The organism is Streptomyces sp. NPDC050287, assembly GCF_044459385.1.
GTDB lineage: Bacteria > Actinomycetota > Actinomycetes > Streptomycetales > Streptomycetaceae > Streptomyces.
This window is the reverse complement of record NZ_JBITIY010000005.1, coordinates 746,503-763,860: the sequence shown is the minus strand read 5'-3', so window position 1 is coordinate 763,860 and position 17,358 is coordinate 746,503. Positions and strand designations below refer to the sequence as shown.

Sequence of the window (17,358 nt, the reverse complement as noted above, 5' to 3'; positions counted from 1 at the left end):
AGCGGACGAACCACGCCCATCTCTCCCGCTGCCGACCGGAGTTCATGCCCACCCACCCGAACTAAACGATCACGTTCGGAAAGCGGATGGCGTCTCAGGCTGGCGATCCGGCGCGTTCGGCCGGTGCACGGGCGAACGCCGTCGCCCCGGGCCGGCCGGAGGAGGCCTCAGCCTTGTGTCCCTCGCCCCGGAGGTGGCGAGGAAGATCAACGGCGCGCGAACCTCCGCGCCAGCCGTTCCCCGATCGCCGCCGCCCTCGCCCGGTCCCCGATCGGGGTCACCCGGCTGTTCTTGAAGGCGATGTAGGTGACACCGGAGGCGGTACCGCCGCCGTGCGGGTCGGGGCGGATGCCGAGGGCCTTGGCGGTGGCGTAGGAGGCCTCGCCGATGACGTCGTACGTGCCGACGTCGCCGACCACCGCGTACCGCACCCGGTCGCGATAGAGAACGGCGACGACCGAGCCGCCTTGAACACCGCTCGCCCGGTGGTCCCAGATGCGGCTCGGGGCGGGCACGACGACGTACGGCAGGCGTTCGGCGCTCAACTGGGGGCCGTCGGACTGCTGGTAGGCCGTGGTGCCGGCGAAGAAGGGATCGGTACGGCGGTTGCACAGGCGGCCCGGGCGACCGTCGCAGTCGATGTCCATGTCGGCCTTCCAGAACACGGCGTCCCGGGTGCCGCAGACCGGAATCGTCGCGGGCGCTCCCTCGTCGGCGCGGTAGCGACCGCGGGAGACCGCCGTGCAGTCACGCACCTTGGCCAGCAGATCGGCGGCGCGAACCTCCCCCTGGTGCCGCTGATTCCTTGCCCGGTGGGTCACCGGTTGGCCGTGGGTCGCCGGTTCGCCGTGGGCCAGGGGTTGGCCGTGTGTCACCGGTCCGCCGCGGGCCAGGGGTTGGCCGGGGACCACCGGTTCGCCGTGAGCCAGGGGTTCGATGCCGGGGGCGGGCAGCGTCGTCGGGGCGAGCAGGGCGACGCCTGCCGCGGCCAGCGTCAGGGAGGGCAGACGCATGATCAGAAACCCTTTTCCTCTAGGAAACTGACGGGTACTCAGCCCAATCTGTTGCCGCCCGGCTCACGCGGCCACCCGCTACGGGGCCGGACGGTGCAACATCGTCACCACCCCGGCCGCCGACGACCCGCGTCAGCTGCCCCGGTCATATTGGTCCAGACCTTAGCCATGTGCCCTACCGGCGGCGGACGGGCCCGGCTGCGTCGAACGAAGGAACGCCGAAAGAACGCGTCACCTGAGCGGCGGCGGTCCACGTGCGGAGCGGGCCGGGAACGCATTGGCTCTCCCTGAGGGCAGCACGGGCGTTCCCCGACCTTCGGCGGCGCAAGGGATGTACCGCCAACCGTGCCGCCGGAGGGCAGTCCCATGCACACTACTCAGCCACTCCTCCGTTCCTGCCTGACCGGGGCGGCCGCCGCCGTGCTTCCGCTCGCCCTGGCCGCTGGTCCGGCCGCGGCCGCTTCGGGGATCTCCGTGACCACCAACGGGTCCACGGTGTCGGTCACGACCAGCGCGTGCACCAGCAACAACAACGGCTTCGGCAGGGCCTCCCTGCTCACCGGCGGTCAGTCCAGCTTCGCCCAGGGCCGCCAGGCCGACCTGTCCGGCACCAACGCCAGCCAGTCGGCCCTGTGGTCCAACGTGAGTCCGGGTACGCACACGGTGATCGTCATCTGCAACCGGGACGGCGCGGAGGCGGGCAGGCAGTCCGTGATCGTCTCCGCGGCACCGACGCGCACGCCCACGCCCACGGTCTCGCCCTCGCGCGGCGTCATGGGCGGCCTCGGCGGCACTACGAAGGACTACGGCACGCTCACTCTGGCGGTCGGCGGTGCGCTGGCCGGAACGGGTGTCCTGGCCGCGGTCTGGTTCCTGCGCCGCCGCTCGAAGCCCTACCGCTACCGCATCTGAGCGGTCCTGCCGCCTCCGGCCGTGCCTGCCCTATCGGCTGTCCTCGGCGGGCAGGTCGGCGAACTCCTCCAGCGCGCGTGTGAGCCACTGGGTCCAGAAGGTCTCCAGGTCGATTCCGGCCTGGAGCACCAGGTGCCGCAGCCGGTCCTGGGGGCTGTCCTTTCCTGCCGGGAAGTCGCGCTTCTCGATCTCCTCGTACTCGGCCAACTGCCGCCGGTGCAGATGGAGATGGCGGCGCAGGTCGGTCTCGATGCCGGCGGTTCCCACCACGGCCGCGGCCCGCAGCCGCAGCAGCAGCACGTCCCGCAGCGGCTTCGGGTCCTGGGCGGCGGCGCTCCAGCGGGCCAGTTCGGCGCGGCCCGCGGGCAGGACCTCGTAGCTCTTCTTCTGCCCGCGTGCCGGCTGTTCCGCGGGGAGCGCGCGGATGTAGCCCTCGGCCTCCAGTTTTCCCAGCTCGCGATAGATCTGCTGATGCGTCGCCGACCAGAAGTAGCCGATCGACCTGTCGAACCGGCGGGTCAGTTCCAGGCCCGACGAGGGCTTCTCGAGCAGGGCGGTGAGGATCGCGTGCGGGAGTGACATGGAGTCATCCTAGGGACGGCTTCGCGCGTCCCTAGAGCGTCGCCGCCAGCTCCGTGCCCTGCTTGATGGCGCGCTTGGCGTCGAGTTCGGCGGCGGCGTCGGCACCGCCGATGAGGTACGCGGTGCGCCCCGCGGCGACCAGTTCGTCGTACAGGTCGCGGCGCGGCTCCTGCCCCGTGCACAGCACGATGGTGTCGACCTCCAGGACCGTGGTCGTGTCACCGACGGTGACATGCAGGCCGGCGTCGTCGATACGGTCGTAGCGCACCCCCGGACCATGGTCACGCCGCGGTGCCTGAGCTCGGTGCGGTGGATCCAGCCGGTGGTCCTGCCGAGGCCCGCGCCGACCTTGGTGGTACTGCGCTGGAGCAGATGGACGGTGCGCGGCGGGACGGGCCGCTGCGGGGACGCGAGTCCACCTGGCGCCTGGTAGTCCATGTCCACGCCCCACTGGCGGAAGTACGTCGCCGGGTCCTCGCTCGCCTTGTCGCCGCTGTCGGTCAGGTACTCCGCGACGTCGAAGCCGATACCGCCCGCGCCGATGACGGCGACACGGTCGCCGACGGGCACACGGCCCCGCAGGACATCGAGGTAGCCGACGACGCTGGGGTGGTCGACGCCGGGGATGTCGGGGATACGCGGGCTGACGCCGGCGGCGACGACGACCTCGTCGTAGTCCGCGAGGTCGTCGCCGGACACCCGGGCGTTCAGCCGTACGTCCACCCCCTGCTCCTCCAGCCGGTGGCGGAAGTAGCGCAGCGTCTCGTCGAACTCCTGCTTGCCGGGGACCTTGCGGGCCACGTCGAGCTGGCCGCCGATCTCGCTCGCGGCGTCGAAGAGGGTGACCTCGTGGCCGCGTTCCGCGGCGGAGACCGCACAGGCGAGGCCGGCCGGTCCGGCGCCCACCACCGCGACGCGTTTGCGCAACCGCGTCGGGGACAGGACCAGTTCGGTCTCGTGGCAGGCGCGCGGGTTGACCAGGCAGGACGTGATCCGGCCGCTGAACGTGTGGTCCAGACACGCCTGATTGCAGCCGATGCAGGTGTTGATGGCCTCGGGACGGCCGGCCGCGGCCTTCGCCACGAAGTCGGGGTCGGCGAGCATCGGGCGGGCCATGGACACCATGTCCGCGCAGCCCTCGGCGAGCAACTCCTCGGCGAGCTCGGGGGTGTTGATGCGGTTGGTGGTGACGAGCGGGACGGTCACCTCGCCCATCAGCCGCTTCGTCACCCAGGTGTAGGCGCCGCGCGGCACCGAGGTGGCGATGGTGGGGATACGGGCCTCGTGCCAGCCGATGCCGGTGTTGATGATGGTCGCCCCGGCGGCCTCGACGGCCTTGGCGAGGGTGATCACCTCGTCGAGGGTGGAGCCGCCCGGGACGAGATCCAGCATGGACAGGCGGTAGATGATGACGAAGTCCTCGCCGACGGCCTCGCGTACGCGCCGGACGATCTCGACGGGGAAGCGCATGCGGTTCTCGTAGGAGCCGCCCCAGCGGTCGGTGCGGTGGTTGGTCTGTGCGGCGATGAACTCGTTGATGAGGTAGCCCTCGGAGCCCATGATCTCGACGCCGTCGTAGCCGGCCTGACGGGCGAGGCGGGCGGTGCGGGCGTAGTCGTCGATGGTGCGCTCGACGTCGGCGTCGGTGAGTTCGCGGGGCGAAAAGGGGCTGATGGGGGCCTGGAGGGGGCTGGGGGCGACCAGGTCCCGGTGGTAGGCGTACCGCCCGAAGTGCAGGATCTGCATCGCGATCCGGCCACCCTCGCGGTGCACCGCCTCGGTGACGACGGTGTGCTGTTCGGCCTCTTCCTCCGTCGTGAGCTTGGCACCGCCCTCGCCCGGCCGCCCCTCCTCGTTGGGCGCGATGCCCCCGGTGACGATCAGACCCACTCCGCCACGCGCCCGGGCCGCGTAGAAGGCCGCCATGCGCTCGAAACCCCGCTCGGCCTCCTCCAGGCCGACGTGCATCGAGCCCATGAGGACGCGGTTGGGCAGCGTGGTGAAGCCCAGGTCGAGCGGGGTCAGCAGATGCGGGTAACGGCTCATCGGGCCCTCCGTACGCGGCGGTGTCGTGCCTCTTGTTGTAGAGGACCGCCCGCTGATTATGCAACTAGTTGCACAATCGGGAGAGGTGATCCGGGCCACGTCGGCGACAGCGGGGCCCTGGCCGGGCCGCCGGGGTGTCGGGGGCGGGGCCCACAACGGCCGCGATGGAGGATGGTCGCCTGGGCCGAGCGGGAGGGCTCGGAGGAGAGACGCCCGACCCAGTGGCCCGTCGGCCGACTCCCCCACCCGGATCTCATTCAGGTGCTCCGCCCCCGGACTCGGCCGCCGCACACCGGCCGCGGCCTGGCTCGCGCCCCGCTCACCTGCACGCCCTGCACGACCTCGAACCCCGCGACACCGCATCACCATGGGCAGCGCACGCCCCCCTGGTGGAGCCGAGGTCCCACCAGAGGGGCCGGGCCAGGGTCACTCACCTGCTCTCGAGCCGTACGTGCAGCTCCTTCTCCTGGTCGCCGGAGGCGGTCGACAGGTCGTGTACGGAGAACAGGGAGCCCAGGGTGGTGCGGAAGCGTTCGATCGCCCAGTAGCCGCCCTGGACATCGGCGATGACGGAGGAGGAGAGCGGGCCGGGAGCGGAGCCCTCGTGCGCCTCGGCGACGTCGAACGTGCCGAGCCACACCGTCGGGCGGGTCTGCGAGAACTCCTCGGGCACGTCCTCGGCGCACCGGTCGGACGCGAAGCACCCGCACAGGGCGTCGAACACGATGCGGGCGTCATGCTTGCTGCACCCGCTGATCTCCACCGAGACGGATTCCGGATGCGGTCGGTGACCGTCCATCGTGATCGCTCCTCTCGTGGACCACGGCACGGTGCACGGACGTTCCGCGCGGCCGTCCCATCCCCCAGAAAACCACCAGCTCCGGCGGAGCACTACCGGCGCAGCCGAACCCGTCCGGGGGCGGGTGTCCTCCTGGATCGGCGTCCGAAGAGCTGCGTGACGGCCCGTCTCGGCGCATGGTGGTCCTATGGACGAGGATCCGCCCGTGGTCGTGCTCGCACCCTCGCCGGACGGTGGACGGCCGGTGACGGTTCGCGGTGAGCCCGCGGGCATCGCGTACAGCCTCTTCGACGTGCTGGAGTTCCTGCACCAGGCGGGCCTGCCCGCGCAGGACACGGCCGTCGACGATCCCACGCTGATCGAGTGGCGCGGCGGCGGGCCCTACGACTGGAACGGCACCGGGACCGAATGACCACGCGCCCGCCGGCACCGCCCGACCCGGCCGGCCTCACGGCACCCGCTCCCCGCACCGCGCGGGCTCACGTACCGGGCCCGCAGAGGTCGCCGGAGTACGGCGGGGGACAGCCGGCCCCGTGCTCCCCTGAGCGCGCGGGCGAGGAGAGGGACGCGGCCGGCGGCGACCGGGCCGAGGACGGCCAGGACGAGGACGTAACCGGCGATGAAGGGGGCGAGGCGCTCGTCGAGGCCCGCGCTAATGGCCATCGCGGCGAGGATCAGCGCGAACTCCCCGCGGGCCACGAGGGTCGTGGCGATGTCCGCGGCGGTGTCCGTGCCGTAGCGGTGGAGGCGGGCGACGAGCAGGCCCGCGATCACGTTCATCAGGAGGGTGAGGGCTGCCGCCACGGCGACGAGTCCGGCGACGGAGGCGATGACGCCGGGTCGATGAACAGTCCGAAGGCGAAGAAGAAGATCGCCGCGAAGGCGTCGCGCAGCGGGTGCACCAGGGCGCGGATGCGCGGCCCGGAGGGGGTACCCGCCAGGATCAGGCCCACCATGAACGCGCCGATCGCGTCGGCGACCCCGAGGACCTCGGAGACACCGGCGACCAGACCGCCGCGCCCAGGAAACTGATGACGAGCAGCTCGTCGTCGCGGACCTGGATCAGACGCCCGACCAGCCGGGTGCCGTAGCGCGCGGCGGCGGCCAGCGCCAGCAGGAACGTGAACGCCTTGCCCGCCTGGAGGGCCACCTCGCCCACGTCGTGGGCACCGCCGATGACCGGCTGCAGAGCGGCGAGGCAGAGCGCCAGGAAGATGTCCTCGACCACGGTCACACCCAGGATCAGGCGGGTCTCCGGACGGCCGACGCGGCCCAGGTCGATGAGGATCTTGGTGACGATCGAGGAGGAGGAGATGCCGAGGACACCGGCGAGCACCAGCGCCTCCCGCGTCCCCCAGCCCAGCGCGAACCCGAAGCCAAGGCCCGCGCCGACGTTCAACAGCAGATGGACACCGCCCGCGGCGAGCAGGCGGCGGCCGCCGTTCTTGAGGTCGTCCAGGTGGAACTCCAGGCCCAGGTAGAACAGCAGCAGCACCAGCCCGAGCGCGGAGAGCATCTCGAAGTCGTGGGGGTTTTCGACGAGGACCAGGCCCGGGGTGTGCGGGCCGAGCAGAATCCCGGCGAGCATGAACAACGGGATGGTCGGCAGCCCGATCCGGCCGCCGAGGCGGGCGAGGAACGCGGCGGCGTGGAAGGCGCCGCCCATCGCGAGCAGGGTGTCGGCGTGCCCCACGGTCAGCTCACCGCCTTCCGTCGCATCGAGGGCCTGGCGGACTGCGCTTCACGGGGGTGGATGCGGATACTCCTTCGTCCGAGGTGGTCGACTGGGGGCGCCTGGGGGTCATTTGAGGCGCCTGGGGTCGTCTGCGGCACCTGAGGTCGCCTGACGGTCGTCCGAGGTCGTCAGGCGTCGGTTCCGGCGCCGCCGGCCCCCGTCGCACGGACGCGGGGGCTCGGCGGTCCTTCCCCGCTCGCATCCGCTCCGCCCCCGCCACCATCGGTGCCGACACTCATTTCCGAGGCCGGCCGCCGGCGGTTCCCCGTGCCCCGGCGAACCTCAACTCCTGGTGAAGCGGTACGTCTTGCTGTCTGTCAGCACACAGAACCCCGGCGATACGACGATCACGCGCAGGGTGCCGGTACGGCGGTCGTAGTCGATGCCCTCCGCCTCGAAGGTGCCGGAGCAGGAGCTGCGCAGCGGGAGTTGACGCAGCGCGGTCACCTGGCCGGTGACGTCGGAGGCGCCGTTCGGTTCGGCGGACAGGTCGATCTGCAGCAGCGGCTTGGTGACGCCGAAGAGGGTGCCCGCCGGGTCGTCGGAGGAGCACAGCAGCCGGGTGGCGCTGACGAAGTCGCAGCCCTGTACGTCACGTACGTCGTGGTCGAGCCGGACCGTGCTCGCCTGCGGAAGGTCCGCCGACGGCGAGGTGCTCGGATTGACGCCCGGGGTGGGGAAGACGAGCAGCCGGTTCATGGTGCCCCACTCCCCCGACAGCATCCACTGCCCGCCGGGCGAGACGGCGGCCCAGGAGTTGTTCAGCGCCTCGCCGGGGCCGAGCGTGTGCACGTACTCCGCCCAGCCGCCGCCCGGCGACTGCACGCGGAACATCTTGGTGGTGCCGGAGTCCCGCTGGTACGGCTCGATGTAGTGGCCGTCGTAGGACGCGTCGGGGTCCCCCACGTGGTTCCAGCCCCGGCTGCTCAGTCCGACGGGGATGGTGCCGATGCCGGTGTACCGGTTGGCGGCGCCGGCGGGGACCTCGACCGAGGCGAGGCCCTGGCTCTCGGTCAGCGGGTCGGCCCGGTCGGAGCCCACCTCGGTCCAGGTGTCGGCGGCGGCGGCCGGCGGGGCGGAGGACAGCAGGGTGGCGGCGGCGAGGGAGACGAGGGCGGCGAGGACCGTGCGGCGAGGGTGCCGGGCGCGCAGGGGCATGGAGACGACTCCTCGGTGGGGGGTGAGTGTGGTCGGCGGCCAGTCTGGCCCGGCAAGATGGTCATGTACAGACCAATGGGAGAACGGTGGTCGTCGGCCCGGCCACGCCCCCGGGTGACGTCACCGGACGGCCGTCGCCGTGTTGAGGGATGGTGGAAGAAACCGACAGCGACGTCGCGATGTCGGTCGAACGCGGTAGAACATGGGGAGTCGGCACGGGGGAACGACGTGCCACGAGGACGGGCGAAGGATGTGCGTGGCATGGGAGCAGCCGGAGCAACCGGGATTCCCGCGCCGGAGGGTGACGAGCCGGTGCGGGCCCCGCTGCCGCCGAGCGGGCTGCTCGACGTGCTCGGCATGGCCTCGGTGGTGCTGGACGCCGAGGGCCGGATCGTGCTGTGGAGCCCGCAGGCCGAGGAACTGTTCGGCTACTCCGCGCGGGAGGCGCTGGGCGAGTACGCGGCCCGGATCATGGTCCACGAACAGCATCTCGACCTGGTCGTGAAGCTGTTCGCCGACGTCATGCACACCGGTCAGGGCTGGGCGGGGGCCTTCCCCATCCGCCGCAAGGACGGCAGCACCCGCCTCGTGGAGTTCCGCAACATGCGGCTGCTGGACGACCAGGGGGACGTCTACGCTCTGGGGCTGGCGGCCGACCAGTCGACCGTGCGGGAGCTGGAACGGGACGTGGCGCTGTCGACCCGGATGGTCGCGCAGTCCCCGATCGGGCTGGCCGTCCTGGACAACGATCTGCGGTTCGTCTCCGTCAATCCGGCCCTGGAACGGATCAACGGGATCCCCGCCGAGAAGCATCTCGGGCGCAGGCTGCGCGAGATCCTGCCGCACGTCGACGTCGACGCCATCGATACCGCGGCCCGCCAGGTGCTGGAGAGCGGCCGGCCTGTCGTCGACCAGCGCACCGTCGGCCGTACGTCGGCCGACCCGGACGAGGAACACGTCTGGACGGTCTCCTTGTACCGGCTGGAGGACGCGCTGGCCAACGTGCTGGGTGTGGCCGTCATGGTCGTCGACGTCACCGAGCAGCACCGGGCAGCCGTCGAGACGGAGGCCGCGCGGCGGCGCCTGGCCCTGGTCGCCGACGCCACCACCCGCATCGGCACCACTCTGGACCTTGAGCGCACCGCACGGGAGCTGGCCGACGTGGCCGTGCCGGAACTCGCCGACATCGCCGCCGTGGACCTGCTGGAGGCGGTCGTCCAGGGCAGACCCAGCACCCTCGGCCCCGCCGAACCGGCCGTCATCCGCGCCCTGGCCGTCGAGGCGGACCGGGCCCCGGACGCCCTCGCCGCCGCCGACCCGCCCGGACAGGTCGCCCGGTACGCTCCCGACCGGTTCGTCACCGAATGCGTCCGCACCGGCCAACCGATCCTGGTGCCGCAGGTCGATGCGGAGGCCCTGGCGCGCACGGCACGCTCCCCTCAGGCCGCCGAGCTGCTCGCGCGCGCGGGCGTCCACTCCTATCTGGCCGTTCCGCTGATCGCGCGCGGCGAGGTGCTGGGCGCCCTCGATCTCAAGCGCACCCGCAACGCCCTGCCGTTCGGCGAGGACGACCTGGTGCTGGCGCGGGAGCTGGCGTCCCGCGCGGCCGTGCAGATCGACAACGCGCGCTGGTACCAGAACGCCCGGAACACCGCCCTCACCCTGCAGCGCAGTCTGCTGCCCAGTCATCCGAGGGTGACGGGCGGGCTGGAGGTCGCCTCCCGCTACCAGCCGGCGGGAGCGACGGCCGAGGTCGGTGGCGACTGGTTCGACGTGATCCCGCTGGACGGCGGCAAGACCGCGCTCGTCGTGGGCGACGTGATGGGCAGCGGCATCAACGCGGCCGCGACCATGGGCCGGCTGCGCACCGCCACGAACACCCTCGCCTCCCTCGACCTCGATCCGGCCCGGCTCCTGGAACACCTCGACCGGATCACCGACGGCCCGGACCAGTCCATCGCCACCTGCGTGTACGCCGTGCACGATCCGCGGCTGCGGCAGTGCCGGATCGCCAACGCCGGTCACCTGCCGCCGGTCCGGCTGCGCGCGGGCCGCCCCCCGGAACTGCTCGACCTGCCCACCGGGGCGCCGCTGGGCGTGGGCGGGGTCGCCTTCTCGACGACCACCATCGATCTCGCCCCCGGCGACCGGCTCGTGTTCTACACCGACGGCCTCGTCGAGACGCGGCAGCACCCGCTCGACGAGCGCCTCGACGCCCTGCTGGCCCTCCTGGAGGGCCCCGACCGCCCCTTGGAGGAGGTCTGCGACCTGCTGCTGCGCACCCTGCACCAGCCGGACAACTCCGACGACGTGGCGCTGCTGATCGCGCGGGTGCAGATGCCCCAGTAGCCGCCGGGCCCCGCGTACAGGGCGCCTTGGACGGGCGAGGCGGCTTCACAGGAACGGATTATCTGGTTCTTACCTGCCGCATTCCACAATGAAAGGTAGGCAGCGCATCGCGTACGGCGGTGCCGAGGCCGAAGGGAGTGAGCCGTGACGCACGATCCGGACCAGGAACACACGGTCGGTGCCGAGCCGCCCACCGGTCAGGGCACGGAGTGGGAGGTGCTCGCGGGCCCCGGCGGGGCGGAACGCGAGCGTCCGCCGGGCGGCGGAGTGCGTGGGGTGTGGCAGCGGCGCTCCGCCCGCGCCCGGGCCGTCACCGCCGCCACAGCCGTGGCCGTTCTGGCGCTGGGCGGCACGGTCGCCTACGCCACCACATCCTCCCCGGCCGCCGGCAACGGAGCGCTGCCGGCGGCCTCCGGGACCGCGTCGGCGTCTCCGTCACCCGGCGAGTCCGGTGACGGGCACAGCCATGGCCCGTGGTCCGGGCTCGGCGTGATCGGGGTGCACGGCGAGTCGACCGTGAAGGACCGCGACTCCGGCACGTGGGTGATCCGCGTCTGGCAGCGGGGCACCGTCGAGAAGGTGGCCGGCGACCAGGTCACGGTCAAGAGCGAGGACGGCGCCGCGTGGACCTGGACCGTGGGTTCCGACGTGAAGGTCTTCCCCGACGAGGGCTCGGGCGCCGACGCTGTCAAGAAGGGCGACACGGCCTTCCTGATCGGTACCCGCGCCCACGGCACCAGGACCGCGCAGCACGTCCTCGCGGGCACATGGGAGAAGAAGGTCCCGGACTGGCTCGGCCGGCACCCGGGGCACAAGTTCCGGGACCGGGAGGCGCCCACCCCGTCGGGCAGCGGGGCCACGGCCTGACCCCGGCGTCGGTCAGGCCGGTCTGCTGACCGTGTCCCGCTCGTCCCGCTCGTCCTGGCGTCCCCGGTCGTGCCGTGGGAGCAGCAGCGGGGTCGCCAGCATCAGCGCACCGGCGGCCGCGAGGGCCGTCCGGGTGCCGGTGACGCCGGCCAGCAGCCCCCACAGGGCGGTCAGGGCGGCGATGGTGAGCTTCCCGGTGACCGACCAGGCGGAGAGGGTCCGCACGACCCGGTCCGTCGGGGTGTGCTCGAGCCGGTAGGTGGAGAGCACCGGGTTGTACACGGCGCAGCAGGTGATCAGCCCGAGCTCCACGGCCATGACCAGCACGAGCCCGCTCACCCCGGGCCTGACGAAAGCCAGCCAGAGCACCCAGCAGGCGCGCAGCGCCCCCGAGGCCAGCAGCACCCGGTGCTGGCCGAACCGGGCCACGAGCCGGCGGGCCAGGCGTGAGCCGAGCAGGCCGCCCAGGCACGGCACGGCGAAGGCCACGCCGTACTGCCAGGGGGCGAATCCGAGCCGGCCGAGCATCAGGACGGCGAGCAGCGGCGAGGTCGCCATGATCAGGCCGTTGACCAGGACCGTGTTGAAGAACAGCGGGCGCAGGGCGGGGCTCGCCAGGATGTGCCGCCACCCTTCGAGGAGGGCCCCCACCCGGAAACCCTCGGGCGGGCCGGTGCGCACGGTCTTCGTCTCCTTGCCGCCGATGGCCCGGATCCCCACGGCGGACAGCAGATAGCTCACGGCGTCGGCGACCACGGTCATCACCGGCCCGAACAGTCCGATCGCCGCGCCGCCGGCGGGCGGTCCGAGCACGGTGGCGGTCCACGCGGTGGCCTCGAACCGGCCGTTCGCGACGAGCAGGTCCTCGCCTCGCACCAGTGCCTTGAGGAAGGCGCCGGAGGCCGCGGTGAAGGTGATGTCGGCCGCCGCGACGACGACCGACACCACCAGCAGCTGGCCGAAGGTCAGCGCGCCGAACGCGTACGCGGCGGGGACACTCGTCAGGGCCACGCAGCGCACCAGGTCCATCGCGACCATCACCGGCCGCTTGCGGCGGAACTCCACCCACGGGCCGAGCGGCACCGCCACCACCGCCCCGACGGCCAGCCCGGCGGCGGCCAGCGCCGCCACCTCGGTCGGCCCGGCGTCCAGGACGATCACCGCGATCAGGGGAAACGCGTCGAACGCGAGGCGCGTACCGAACGTGCTGACGGCGTACGCCGCCCACAGCCACCCGAAGGGCCGCCCGAGCGACCGCCGCACACCCACGCGTGCCCCACCTCTCCCCCGCCGACCCCCCGCCGACCCCGCGTCGACCCCGCGTCGACCCCGCGTCGACCCCGCGTCATCAAAGCGGTCGGCGGGGCCGCCGGGCAAACAACCGCCGGGCCGGCCCGCCACAACCGGGCGTTGTGCCTCGCCGCATAGGCTGGTCGCCGTGGACCTCCATGCCGTACGCACCTTCGTCGCCGCTGCGGACGCGGGCCGGTTCCAGGACGCCGCCGTCACTCTGTCGATCACGCAGCAGGCCGTCTCCAAGCGGATCGCCGCGCTGGAGAAGGACCTGGGCGTACGGCTGTTCGCGCGCGCTCCGCGGGGAGCCCGGCTCACCGTCGACGGGCACGCGTTCCTGCCGTACGCCCGCGATCTGCTGCGGGCCGAGGAGCGGGCGGCGGCTTCCGTACGACCGGGCCGGCGCGCCCTGCGCGTGGATGTCATCGGCCGCCGGCTCGCCCCGGCGGCGCTCCTGCGGGACTTCCGCCGCGCGCACCCCGACACCGAGCTGGACGTCGTGACCCTCTTCGACGCCGAGGCCGCCGTCGCCGCCGTCCGGTCCGGCACGATCGACGCGTCGTTCCGGGCCGTGACCGTCCCGGCACGGCGGCTGCCCGACGGGATCGAGACGGTCCCGGTCCACGACGAGCCCCTGCACCTGGTCACCGGGCCGGCACATGTGCTGGCCGGGGCCCGTGCCGTCCGGCCGGACCAGCTGGCGGGCCACCGGATCTGGATGCCGGAGCTGGTCCCGGGTACCGAATGGACGACGTTCTACGACGACTTCGCCGCCGCGTTCGGGTTCACCATCGAGACGACCGGCCCCGACTTCGGCACCGAACCGCTCCCGGAGACGATCGCCCAGTCCCCGGCCCTGGCGAGCTTCGTCGGCGAGGGGACACGTGTCTTCTGGCCCCCGGAGCAGGGCCTGCGGCGCATTCCCGTACGCGACCCGACCCCGGTGTACCCGCACTCACTGATCTGGCGGAGCGACAACCCGCACCCCGTGCTCCCCGCCCTGCGCGCCCACCTCGTCTCCGCCCGGCCCGCCCGTGCCGCCGGGACCTGGACGCCGAAGTGGGCCGAGTAGATCCACGTCGGGGGCGGCCGGCTCGGGCAGGGCCGCCCGGCGCAGGTGCTCGGCGAGGGCCACGGCGGACGCGGGCCGTTCCTTGACGCCCCAGGCCAGCAGAAGCCGGCGCCGCGCCCAGGGATCCCGCAGCGCGCACACGTCGAGCGGCCGGTCCGGGTCGACGGCCCGCCGCGGTACCACGGCCAGCCCGACGCCGGCGGCCGCCAGGGCGACGAGGACGCCCAGGTCGGCGACTGTGGTCCGGTACCGGGCCACCGGGGCGTGCGGACCGAGGTGTTCGTCGATCCAGCGCCGCAGCGATGCTTCGCGGTCCAGCCCGACGAGCGGGTGTTCGGCGGCCTCGCTGTACGACACCCCGGTCCGCCCGGCGAGGATCCCGCCGCGCTGTCCGATCACGACCAGGGAGTCGTCGCCGAGGACTTCCGTGGCGAGCCCGCTGCCGCCTGCCTCGTCGTCGACGACGACCCCGAGGTCGGCCTCCCCGTCGGCGAGCGTGCGCACGGTGTGCGGGGTACGGCTCTCCCGGAGCGTGACGTCGACGTCCGGGTGCGCCCGCAGGAACGAGACCAGGGCCTGCGGCACGAGCCGGTGCATCGCGGAGCCGCCGCTCAGCAGCGTCAGCGGAGCGGTCGGGGACCGGGAGTAGCTCGCCACCGCGCTGTCGAGCCGTGCGGTGCGGTCGAGGACCTCGCGGGCGTGCCGGGCAAGCGTCGTGCCCGCCGGGGTCGGCCGCACGCCGCGTCGGCCCCGGATCAACAGGGTCACACCGGCGTGGTGCTCCAGCGCGCGCACCCGCGCACTGGCCGACGGCAGGCTCAGATGCATCCGCCGCGCGCCTGCCGTGATCGATCCCTCCGCCACGACGGCGAGGAAGAGACGCAGATCGTCCAGGTCATAGCGCACGGCCATGAGCCTATGGCACAGCCTTAGGCTGGGTGCGCCGATGGCGCATTGTGGGACGGCCGGTGACGGGGCGATGCTCGGCGGGTGTCCGAGACCGTGCTCGTCCTGCTGGCCGGTGTCGCCGCCGGTGCGCTGAACGCCGTCGGGGGCGGCGGTACGTTCGTGGCGCTCCTCGCGCTGGTCACAGCCGGCCAGTCGCCGGTGACCGCCAACGCGATGTCGACCGTCGCCCTCGTTCCCGGCGCGGTGGCCGGCGCCTGGGTCTACCGACGCGAACTCGCCCCCGTCGGGACGGCGTCCACCAGGACACTCACCGCGGCGAGCGCGGTCGGGGGCACGCTCGGTGCCGGGCTGCTGCTGGCGCTTCCGTCGGCGTCCTTTGAGACGGCGGTGCCGTGGCTGCTGGCGTTCGCCACGGTGCTCCTGGCTTTCGGCCGCCGTCTCTCCGGGGCGCTGAGCACCGCCTTGGGCCGACGTGTCCGGTTGAGTTCCCGGGCAGTCGTGGCGAGCCAGTTCTTCCTCGCGTTGTACGGCGGATACTTCGGCGGAGCCGTAGGCATCATGATGCTGGCGCTGTGGAGCATCGGCCTCGGCCTCGACACCGCGGCCGGCAATCCGATGCGGATCACCCAGCTCGCGGCCGTCTACCTGAGCGCGGCCGCGCTGTTCCTGGTCGCCTCGGACACGCTGAGCGCGCCGCTGACGCTCACCGCCCTGCTGGCCGGCGCGGTGGCGGGCGGCTTCGGCGGCGCTCACCTCGCCCGCCGGCTGCCCGCCCGGCTGCTGCGGGGCGTGGTCCTGGGCACCGCCGTGTCGATGACCGTCCTGTATTTCCTCCGCGGTTGAGCACCCCGGCGTCGCAGGCTCTGGCACGTACATCTGCCGCGTTGTCGGCACGCTCCCCACTCTCGGCTTCGCTCGAGCGGGAGGGGTCCCCATCGCTCCGCGTCGGCTCCCTCCTCCGCCTTGGGGCGCACGCTCCCCACTCTCGGCTTCGCTCGAGCAGGGCCCCCATGACCCCGCTCGGCTCGGCTCGGCCGAGAAGCACCGCGTCTCGCCGCCAGGCTGATCCCGACGACAGCCACTAAGGCCTCGACTCGGTGGGGCATGGCGTGGCGGTCGGACGTGCCTGGGGGCTGGTGCCGATCACGACGTTGGCGTACCCCTCCTCCGAGACGGCCGGCCGGGTCCGCAGGCCCGCCCGGGTGAAGGCCTCGACGGCTGTCGGGGCCTGGCGCTCGCTCGTCTCGATCAGCAGGCAGCCACCGGGCGCGAGCCAGCCGGGCGCCTCGCTCGCGACGCGCCGCAGGAGGTCCAGGCCGTCCGAACCGCCGTCGAGTGCGACCAGCGGCTCGTGGTCGCGGGCCTCGGCGGGCAGGAGGCCGATCTCGTCGGTGGGGACGTACGGCACGTTGGCCGCGAGGATGTCCACGCGACCGCGCAGGTCGCCGGGCAGCGCCTCGAACAGGTCGCCCGTGTGCACCTGGCCACCGGCGCCGAGGATGTTGCGGCGGGCGCAGCGCACCGCCGCCGGGTCGATGTCGGCCGCGTGCAGCTCAACGGAACCGAGCGCTGCGGCGAGGGCGGCGCCGACGGCGCCCGATCCGCAGCACAGGTCCACGACGACACCCGCGCCGGGAACGTGGGCGAGGGCCTGTTCGACGAGGAACTCGGTGCGGCGGCGGGGTACGAAGACGCCGGGTTCCACGGCGATGCGCAGTCCGCGGAACTCGGCCCAGCCCACGACGAGTTCAAGGGGCTCGCCGGCGATCCGGCGGTCCACCAGGGCGGCCAGCTCGTCCGGCGTGCGGGCGGCGGCCAGAAGGAGCTCCGCCTCGTCCTCGGCGAACACACAGCCGGCGGCACGCAGCGCGACGACGACCCAGGCACGGGACGACGGCGAGGAGGAGGGAGTGAGTGGAGAGAGTGGGGGCATGGAAGCCGGAAGCCTTTCGGGAGCCGTGGGGCGCTCCCGCGGTCACCTACGGCCGGTGATCCGCACCGGTTCGAGGGGAGAGCACCCGACCTGACACAGCGGCACTGGGTCTCACCTCCTCGGAACCTCATGGCTGGGACGGCCCGCAGCCGGACGGAACATTACCCCAACGACCAGTGCCGGAACGCCCGATCCCCCTCAAGTTGTATTATGCAACCAGCAGGTCAGGGCTGAGGGAGGTTCCGTGAACGCGACTGAGGCGGCGGTGGAGACCATCCAGCGGGAGATGACCGCGTTCGCACGCCGCGCCCGCGCCTCCGCCGGACGCATGCACCCCGAGTTGTCGCTGGTGTCGTACACCCTGCTCGGCCACCTGGAGGAGAGCGGCGGGTGCCGCGCCACCGACCTGGCCGCCCACTACGCCCTGGACAAGTCCACGGTCAGCCGCCAGGTCACCGCCCTGGACCGGGCCGGGCTGGTCGAACGGCGCCGGGACCCGGAGGACCACCGTGTGCACGTGCTGCATCTGACGGAGGCCGGCCGGCGGATCCTCGCCCAGGTCACCGTGAGCCGTCGCGCCGCTGTGAAGGAGCGGCTGGTGGACTGGGCGGAGGAGGATCTGCAACGGTTCGCCGCCTATCTCGTCCGCTACAACGCGGGGGCCGGTGCGGGGACCGGGGAGGACTGAGC

14 protein-coding genes and 2 pseudogenes are annotated in these 17,358 nt (G+C 72.8%); 7 read left to right on the top strand and 9 right to left on the bottom strand.

What is annotated here, in order from left to right; translation table 11 throughout:
• Nucleotides 1–206 precede the first annotated feature (206 nt).
• Nucleotides 207–1,013, bottom strand: coding sequence for a glycoside hydrolase family 75 protein (locus ACIBK3_RS22040; protein ID WP_399367793.1), 807 nt, complete (start codon nucleotides 1,011–1,013; stop codon nucleotides 207–209).
• Between the two features lie 366 nt (nucleotides 1,014–1,379).
• On the opposite strand from ACIBK3_RS22040, the gene ACIBK3_RS22035 reads away from it, so the two are divergent.
• Nucleotides 1,380–1,925: a hypothetical protein gene (locus ACIBK3_RS22035; protein WP_399367791.1), complete on the top strand. Its 546-nt coding sequence runs from the start codon at nucleotides 1,380–1,382 to the stop codon at nucleotides 1,923–1,925.
• Nucleotides 1,926–1,955: 30 nt separating this feature from the next.
• Here ACIBK3_RS22035 and ACIBK3_RS22030 read toward each other — a convergent pair whose 3' ends face one another.
• The 3 genes and pseudogenes from ACIBK3_RS22030 to ACIBK3_RS22020 all read right to left on the bottom strand — a co-directional run bounded on the left by ACIBK3_RS22030 (nucleotide 1,956) and on the right by ACIBK3_RS22020 (nucleotide 5,352).
• Complete coding sequence (locus tag ACIBK3_RS22030; RefSeq protein WP_399367789.1) at nucleotides 1,956–2,507, bottom strand: PadR family transcriptional regulator; 552 nt, start codon at nucleotides 2,505–2,507, stop codon at nucleotides 1,956–1,958.
• A gap of 31 nt (nucleotides 2,508–2,538) precedes the next feature.
• A pseudogene (locus ACIBK3_RS22025) lies at nucleotides 2,539–4,553 on the bottom strand (FAD-dependent oxidoreductase).
• A gap of 430 nt (nucleotides 4,554–4,983) precedes the next feature.
• Entirely contained in the window at nucleotides 4,984–5,352 is a 369-nt protein-coding gene (locus ACIBK3_RS22020) for a hypothetical protein (protein ID WP_399367787.1), read from the bottom strand.
• Nucleotides 5,353–5,539: 187 nt separating this feature from the next.
• Between ACIBK3_RS22020 and ACIBK3_RS22015 the strand changes: the two genes are divergently transcribed.
• Nucleotides 5,540–5,764: a hypothetical protein gene (locus ACIBK3_RS22015; protein WP_399367786.1), complete on the top strand. Its 225-nt coding sequence runs from the start codon at nucleotides 5,540–5,542 to the stop codon at nucleotides 5,762–5,764.
• On the opposite strand, the pseudogene ACIBK3_RS22010 reads toward ACIBK3_RS22015, so the two are convergent.
• Nucleotides 5,734–7,018 (bottom strand): annotated as a pseudogene (locus tag ACIBK3_RS22010) (cation:proton antiporter). The gene ACIBK3_RS22015 and the pseudogene ACIBK3_RS22010 overlap by 31 nt on opposite strands.
• A gap of 351 nt (nucleotides 7,019–7,369) precedes the next feature.
• The gene (locus ACIBK3_RS22005) at nucleotides 7,370–8,245 is read right to left on the bottom strand and encodes a hypothetical protein (protein ID WP_399367784.1); all 876 of its coding nucleotides are present in this window, start codon (nucleotides 8,243–8,245) and stop codon (nucleotides 7,370–7,372) included.
• A gap of 261 nt (nucleotides 8,246–8,506) precedes the next feature.
• Here ACIBK3_RS22005 and ACIBK3_RS22000 point away from each other — a divergent pair, with 261 nt between their 5' ends.
• Both ACIBK3_RS22000 and ACIBK3_RS21995 read left to right on the top strand, forming a co-directional pair.
• On the top strand, nucleotides 8,507–10,594 hold the full coding sequence (locus tag ACIBK3_RS22000) for a SpoIIE family protein phosphatase (RefSeq protein WP_399367782.1): 2,088 nt from the start codon (nucleotides 8,507–8,509) through the stop codon (nucleotides 10,592–10,594).
• Between the two features lie 144 nt (nucleotides 10,595–10,738).
• On the top strand, nucleotides 10,739–11,461 hold the full coding sequence (locus tag ACIBK3_RS21995; protein ID WP_399367780.1) for a hypothetical protein: 723 nt from the start codon (nucleotides 10,739–10,741) through the stop codon (nucleotides 11,459–11,461).
• 12 nt (nucleotides 11,462–11,473) lie between these two features.
• Here the strand turns inward: ACIBK3_RS21995 and ACIBK3_RS21990 are convergent, their stop codons facing one another.
• Complete coding sequence (locus tag ACIBK3_RS21990; protein ID WP_399367778.1) at nucleotides 11,474–12,730, bottom strand: MFS transporter; 1,257 nt, start codon at nucleotides 12,728–12,730, stop codon at nucleotides 11,474–11,476.
• A 169-nt stretch (nucleotides 12,731–12,899) separates the two neighbouring features.
• Here ACIBK3_RS21990 and ACIBK3_RS21985 point away from each other — a divergent pair, with 169 nt between their 5' ends.
• Nucleotides 12,900–13,826 carry a LysR family transcriptional regulator gene (locus tag ACIBK3_RS21985; RefSeq protein WP_399367776.1) on the top strand — a complete coding sequence of 309 codons (927 nt, stop codon included), beginning with the start codon at nucleotides 12,900–12,902 and terminating at the stop codon, nucleotides 13,824–13,826.
• Here ACIBK3_RS21985 and ACIBK3_RS21980 read toward each other — a convergent pair.
• Entirely contained in the window at nucleotides 13,710–14,732 is a 1,023-nt protein-coding gene (locus ACIBK3_RS21980) for a LysR family transcriptional regulator (protein ID WP_399367846.1), read from the bottom strand. The genes ACIBK3_RS21985 and ACIBK3_RS21980 overlap by 117 nt on opposite strands.
• An 84-nt stretch (nucleotides 14,733–14,816) precedes the next feature.
• Between ACIBK3_RS21980 and ACIBK3_RS21975 the strand changes: the two genes are divergently transcribed.
• The gene (locus tag ACIBK3_RS21975; RefSeq protein ID WP_399367774.1) at nucleotides 14,817–15,578 is read left to right on the top strand and encodes a sulfite exporter TauE/SafE family protein; all 762 of its coding nucleotides are present in this window, start codon (nucleotides 14,817–14,819) and stop codon (nucleotides 15,576–15,578) included.
• Nucleotides 15,579–15,816: 238 nt separating this feature from the next.
• Here ACIBK3_RS21975 and ACIBK3_RS21970 read toward each other — a convergent pair whose 3' ends face one another.
• Nucleotides 15,817–16,668, bottom strand: coding sequence for a putative protein N(5)-glutamine methyltransferase (locus tag ACIBK3_RS21970; protein ID WP_399367772.1), 852 nt, complete (start codon nucleotides 16,666–16,668; stop codon nucleotides 15,817–15,819).
• A 244-nt stretch (nucleotides 16,669–16,912) separates the two neighbouring features.
• On the opposite strand from ACIBK3_RS21970, the gene ACIBK3_RS21965 reads away from it, so the two are divergent.
• Complete coding sequence (locus ACIBK3_RS21965; RefSeq protein WP_399367770.1) at nucleotides 16,913–17,356, top strand: MarR family winged helix-turn-helix transcriptional regulator; 444 nt, start codon at nucleotides 16,913–16,915, stop codon at nucleotides 17,354–17,356.
• Nucleotides 17,357–17,358 lie beyond the last annotated feature (2 nt).

Bases quoted from the DNA above. Each gene is read 5' to 3' on its own strand.
- ACIBK3_RS22040 (WP_399367793.1), bottom strand. From the start codon at position 1,013: ATGCGTCTGCCCTCCCTGACGCTGGCCGCGGCAGGCGTCGCCCTGCTC.
- ACIBK3_RS22035 (WP_399367791.1), top strand. From the start codon at position 1,380: ATGCACACTACTCAGCCACTCCTCCGTTCCTGCCTGACCGGGGCGGCC.
- ACIBK3_RS22030 (WP_399367789.1), bottom strand. From the start codon at position 2,507: ATGTCACTCCCGCACGCGATCCTCACCGCCCTGCTCGAGAAGCCCTCG.
- ACIBK3_RS22020 (WP_399367787.1), bottom strand. From the start codon at position 5,352: ATGGACGGTCACCGACCGCATCCGGAATCCGTCTCGGTGGAGATCAGC.
- ACIBK3_RS22015 (WP_399367786.1), top strand. From the start codon at position 5,540: ATGGACGAGGATCCGCCCGTGGTCGTGCTCGCACCCTCGCCGGACGGT.
- ACIBK3_RS22005 (WP_399367784.1), bottom strand. From the start codon at position 8,245: ATGCCCCTGCGCGCCCGGCACCCTCGCCGCACGGTCCTCGCCGCCCTC.
- ACIBK3_RS22000 (WP_399367782.1), top strand. From the start codon at position 8,507: ATGGGAGCAGCCGGAGCAACCGGGATTCCCGCGCCGGAGGGTGACGAG.
- ACIBK3_RS21970 (WP_399367772.1), bottom strand. From the start codon at position 16,668: ATGCCCCCACTCTCTCCACTCACTCCCTCCTCCTCGCCGTCGTCCCGT.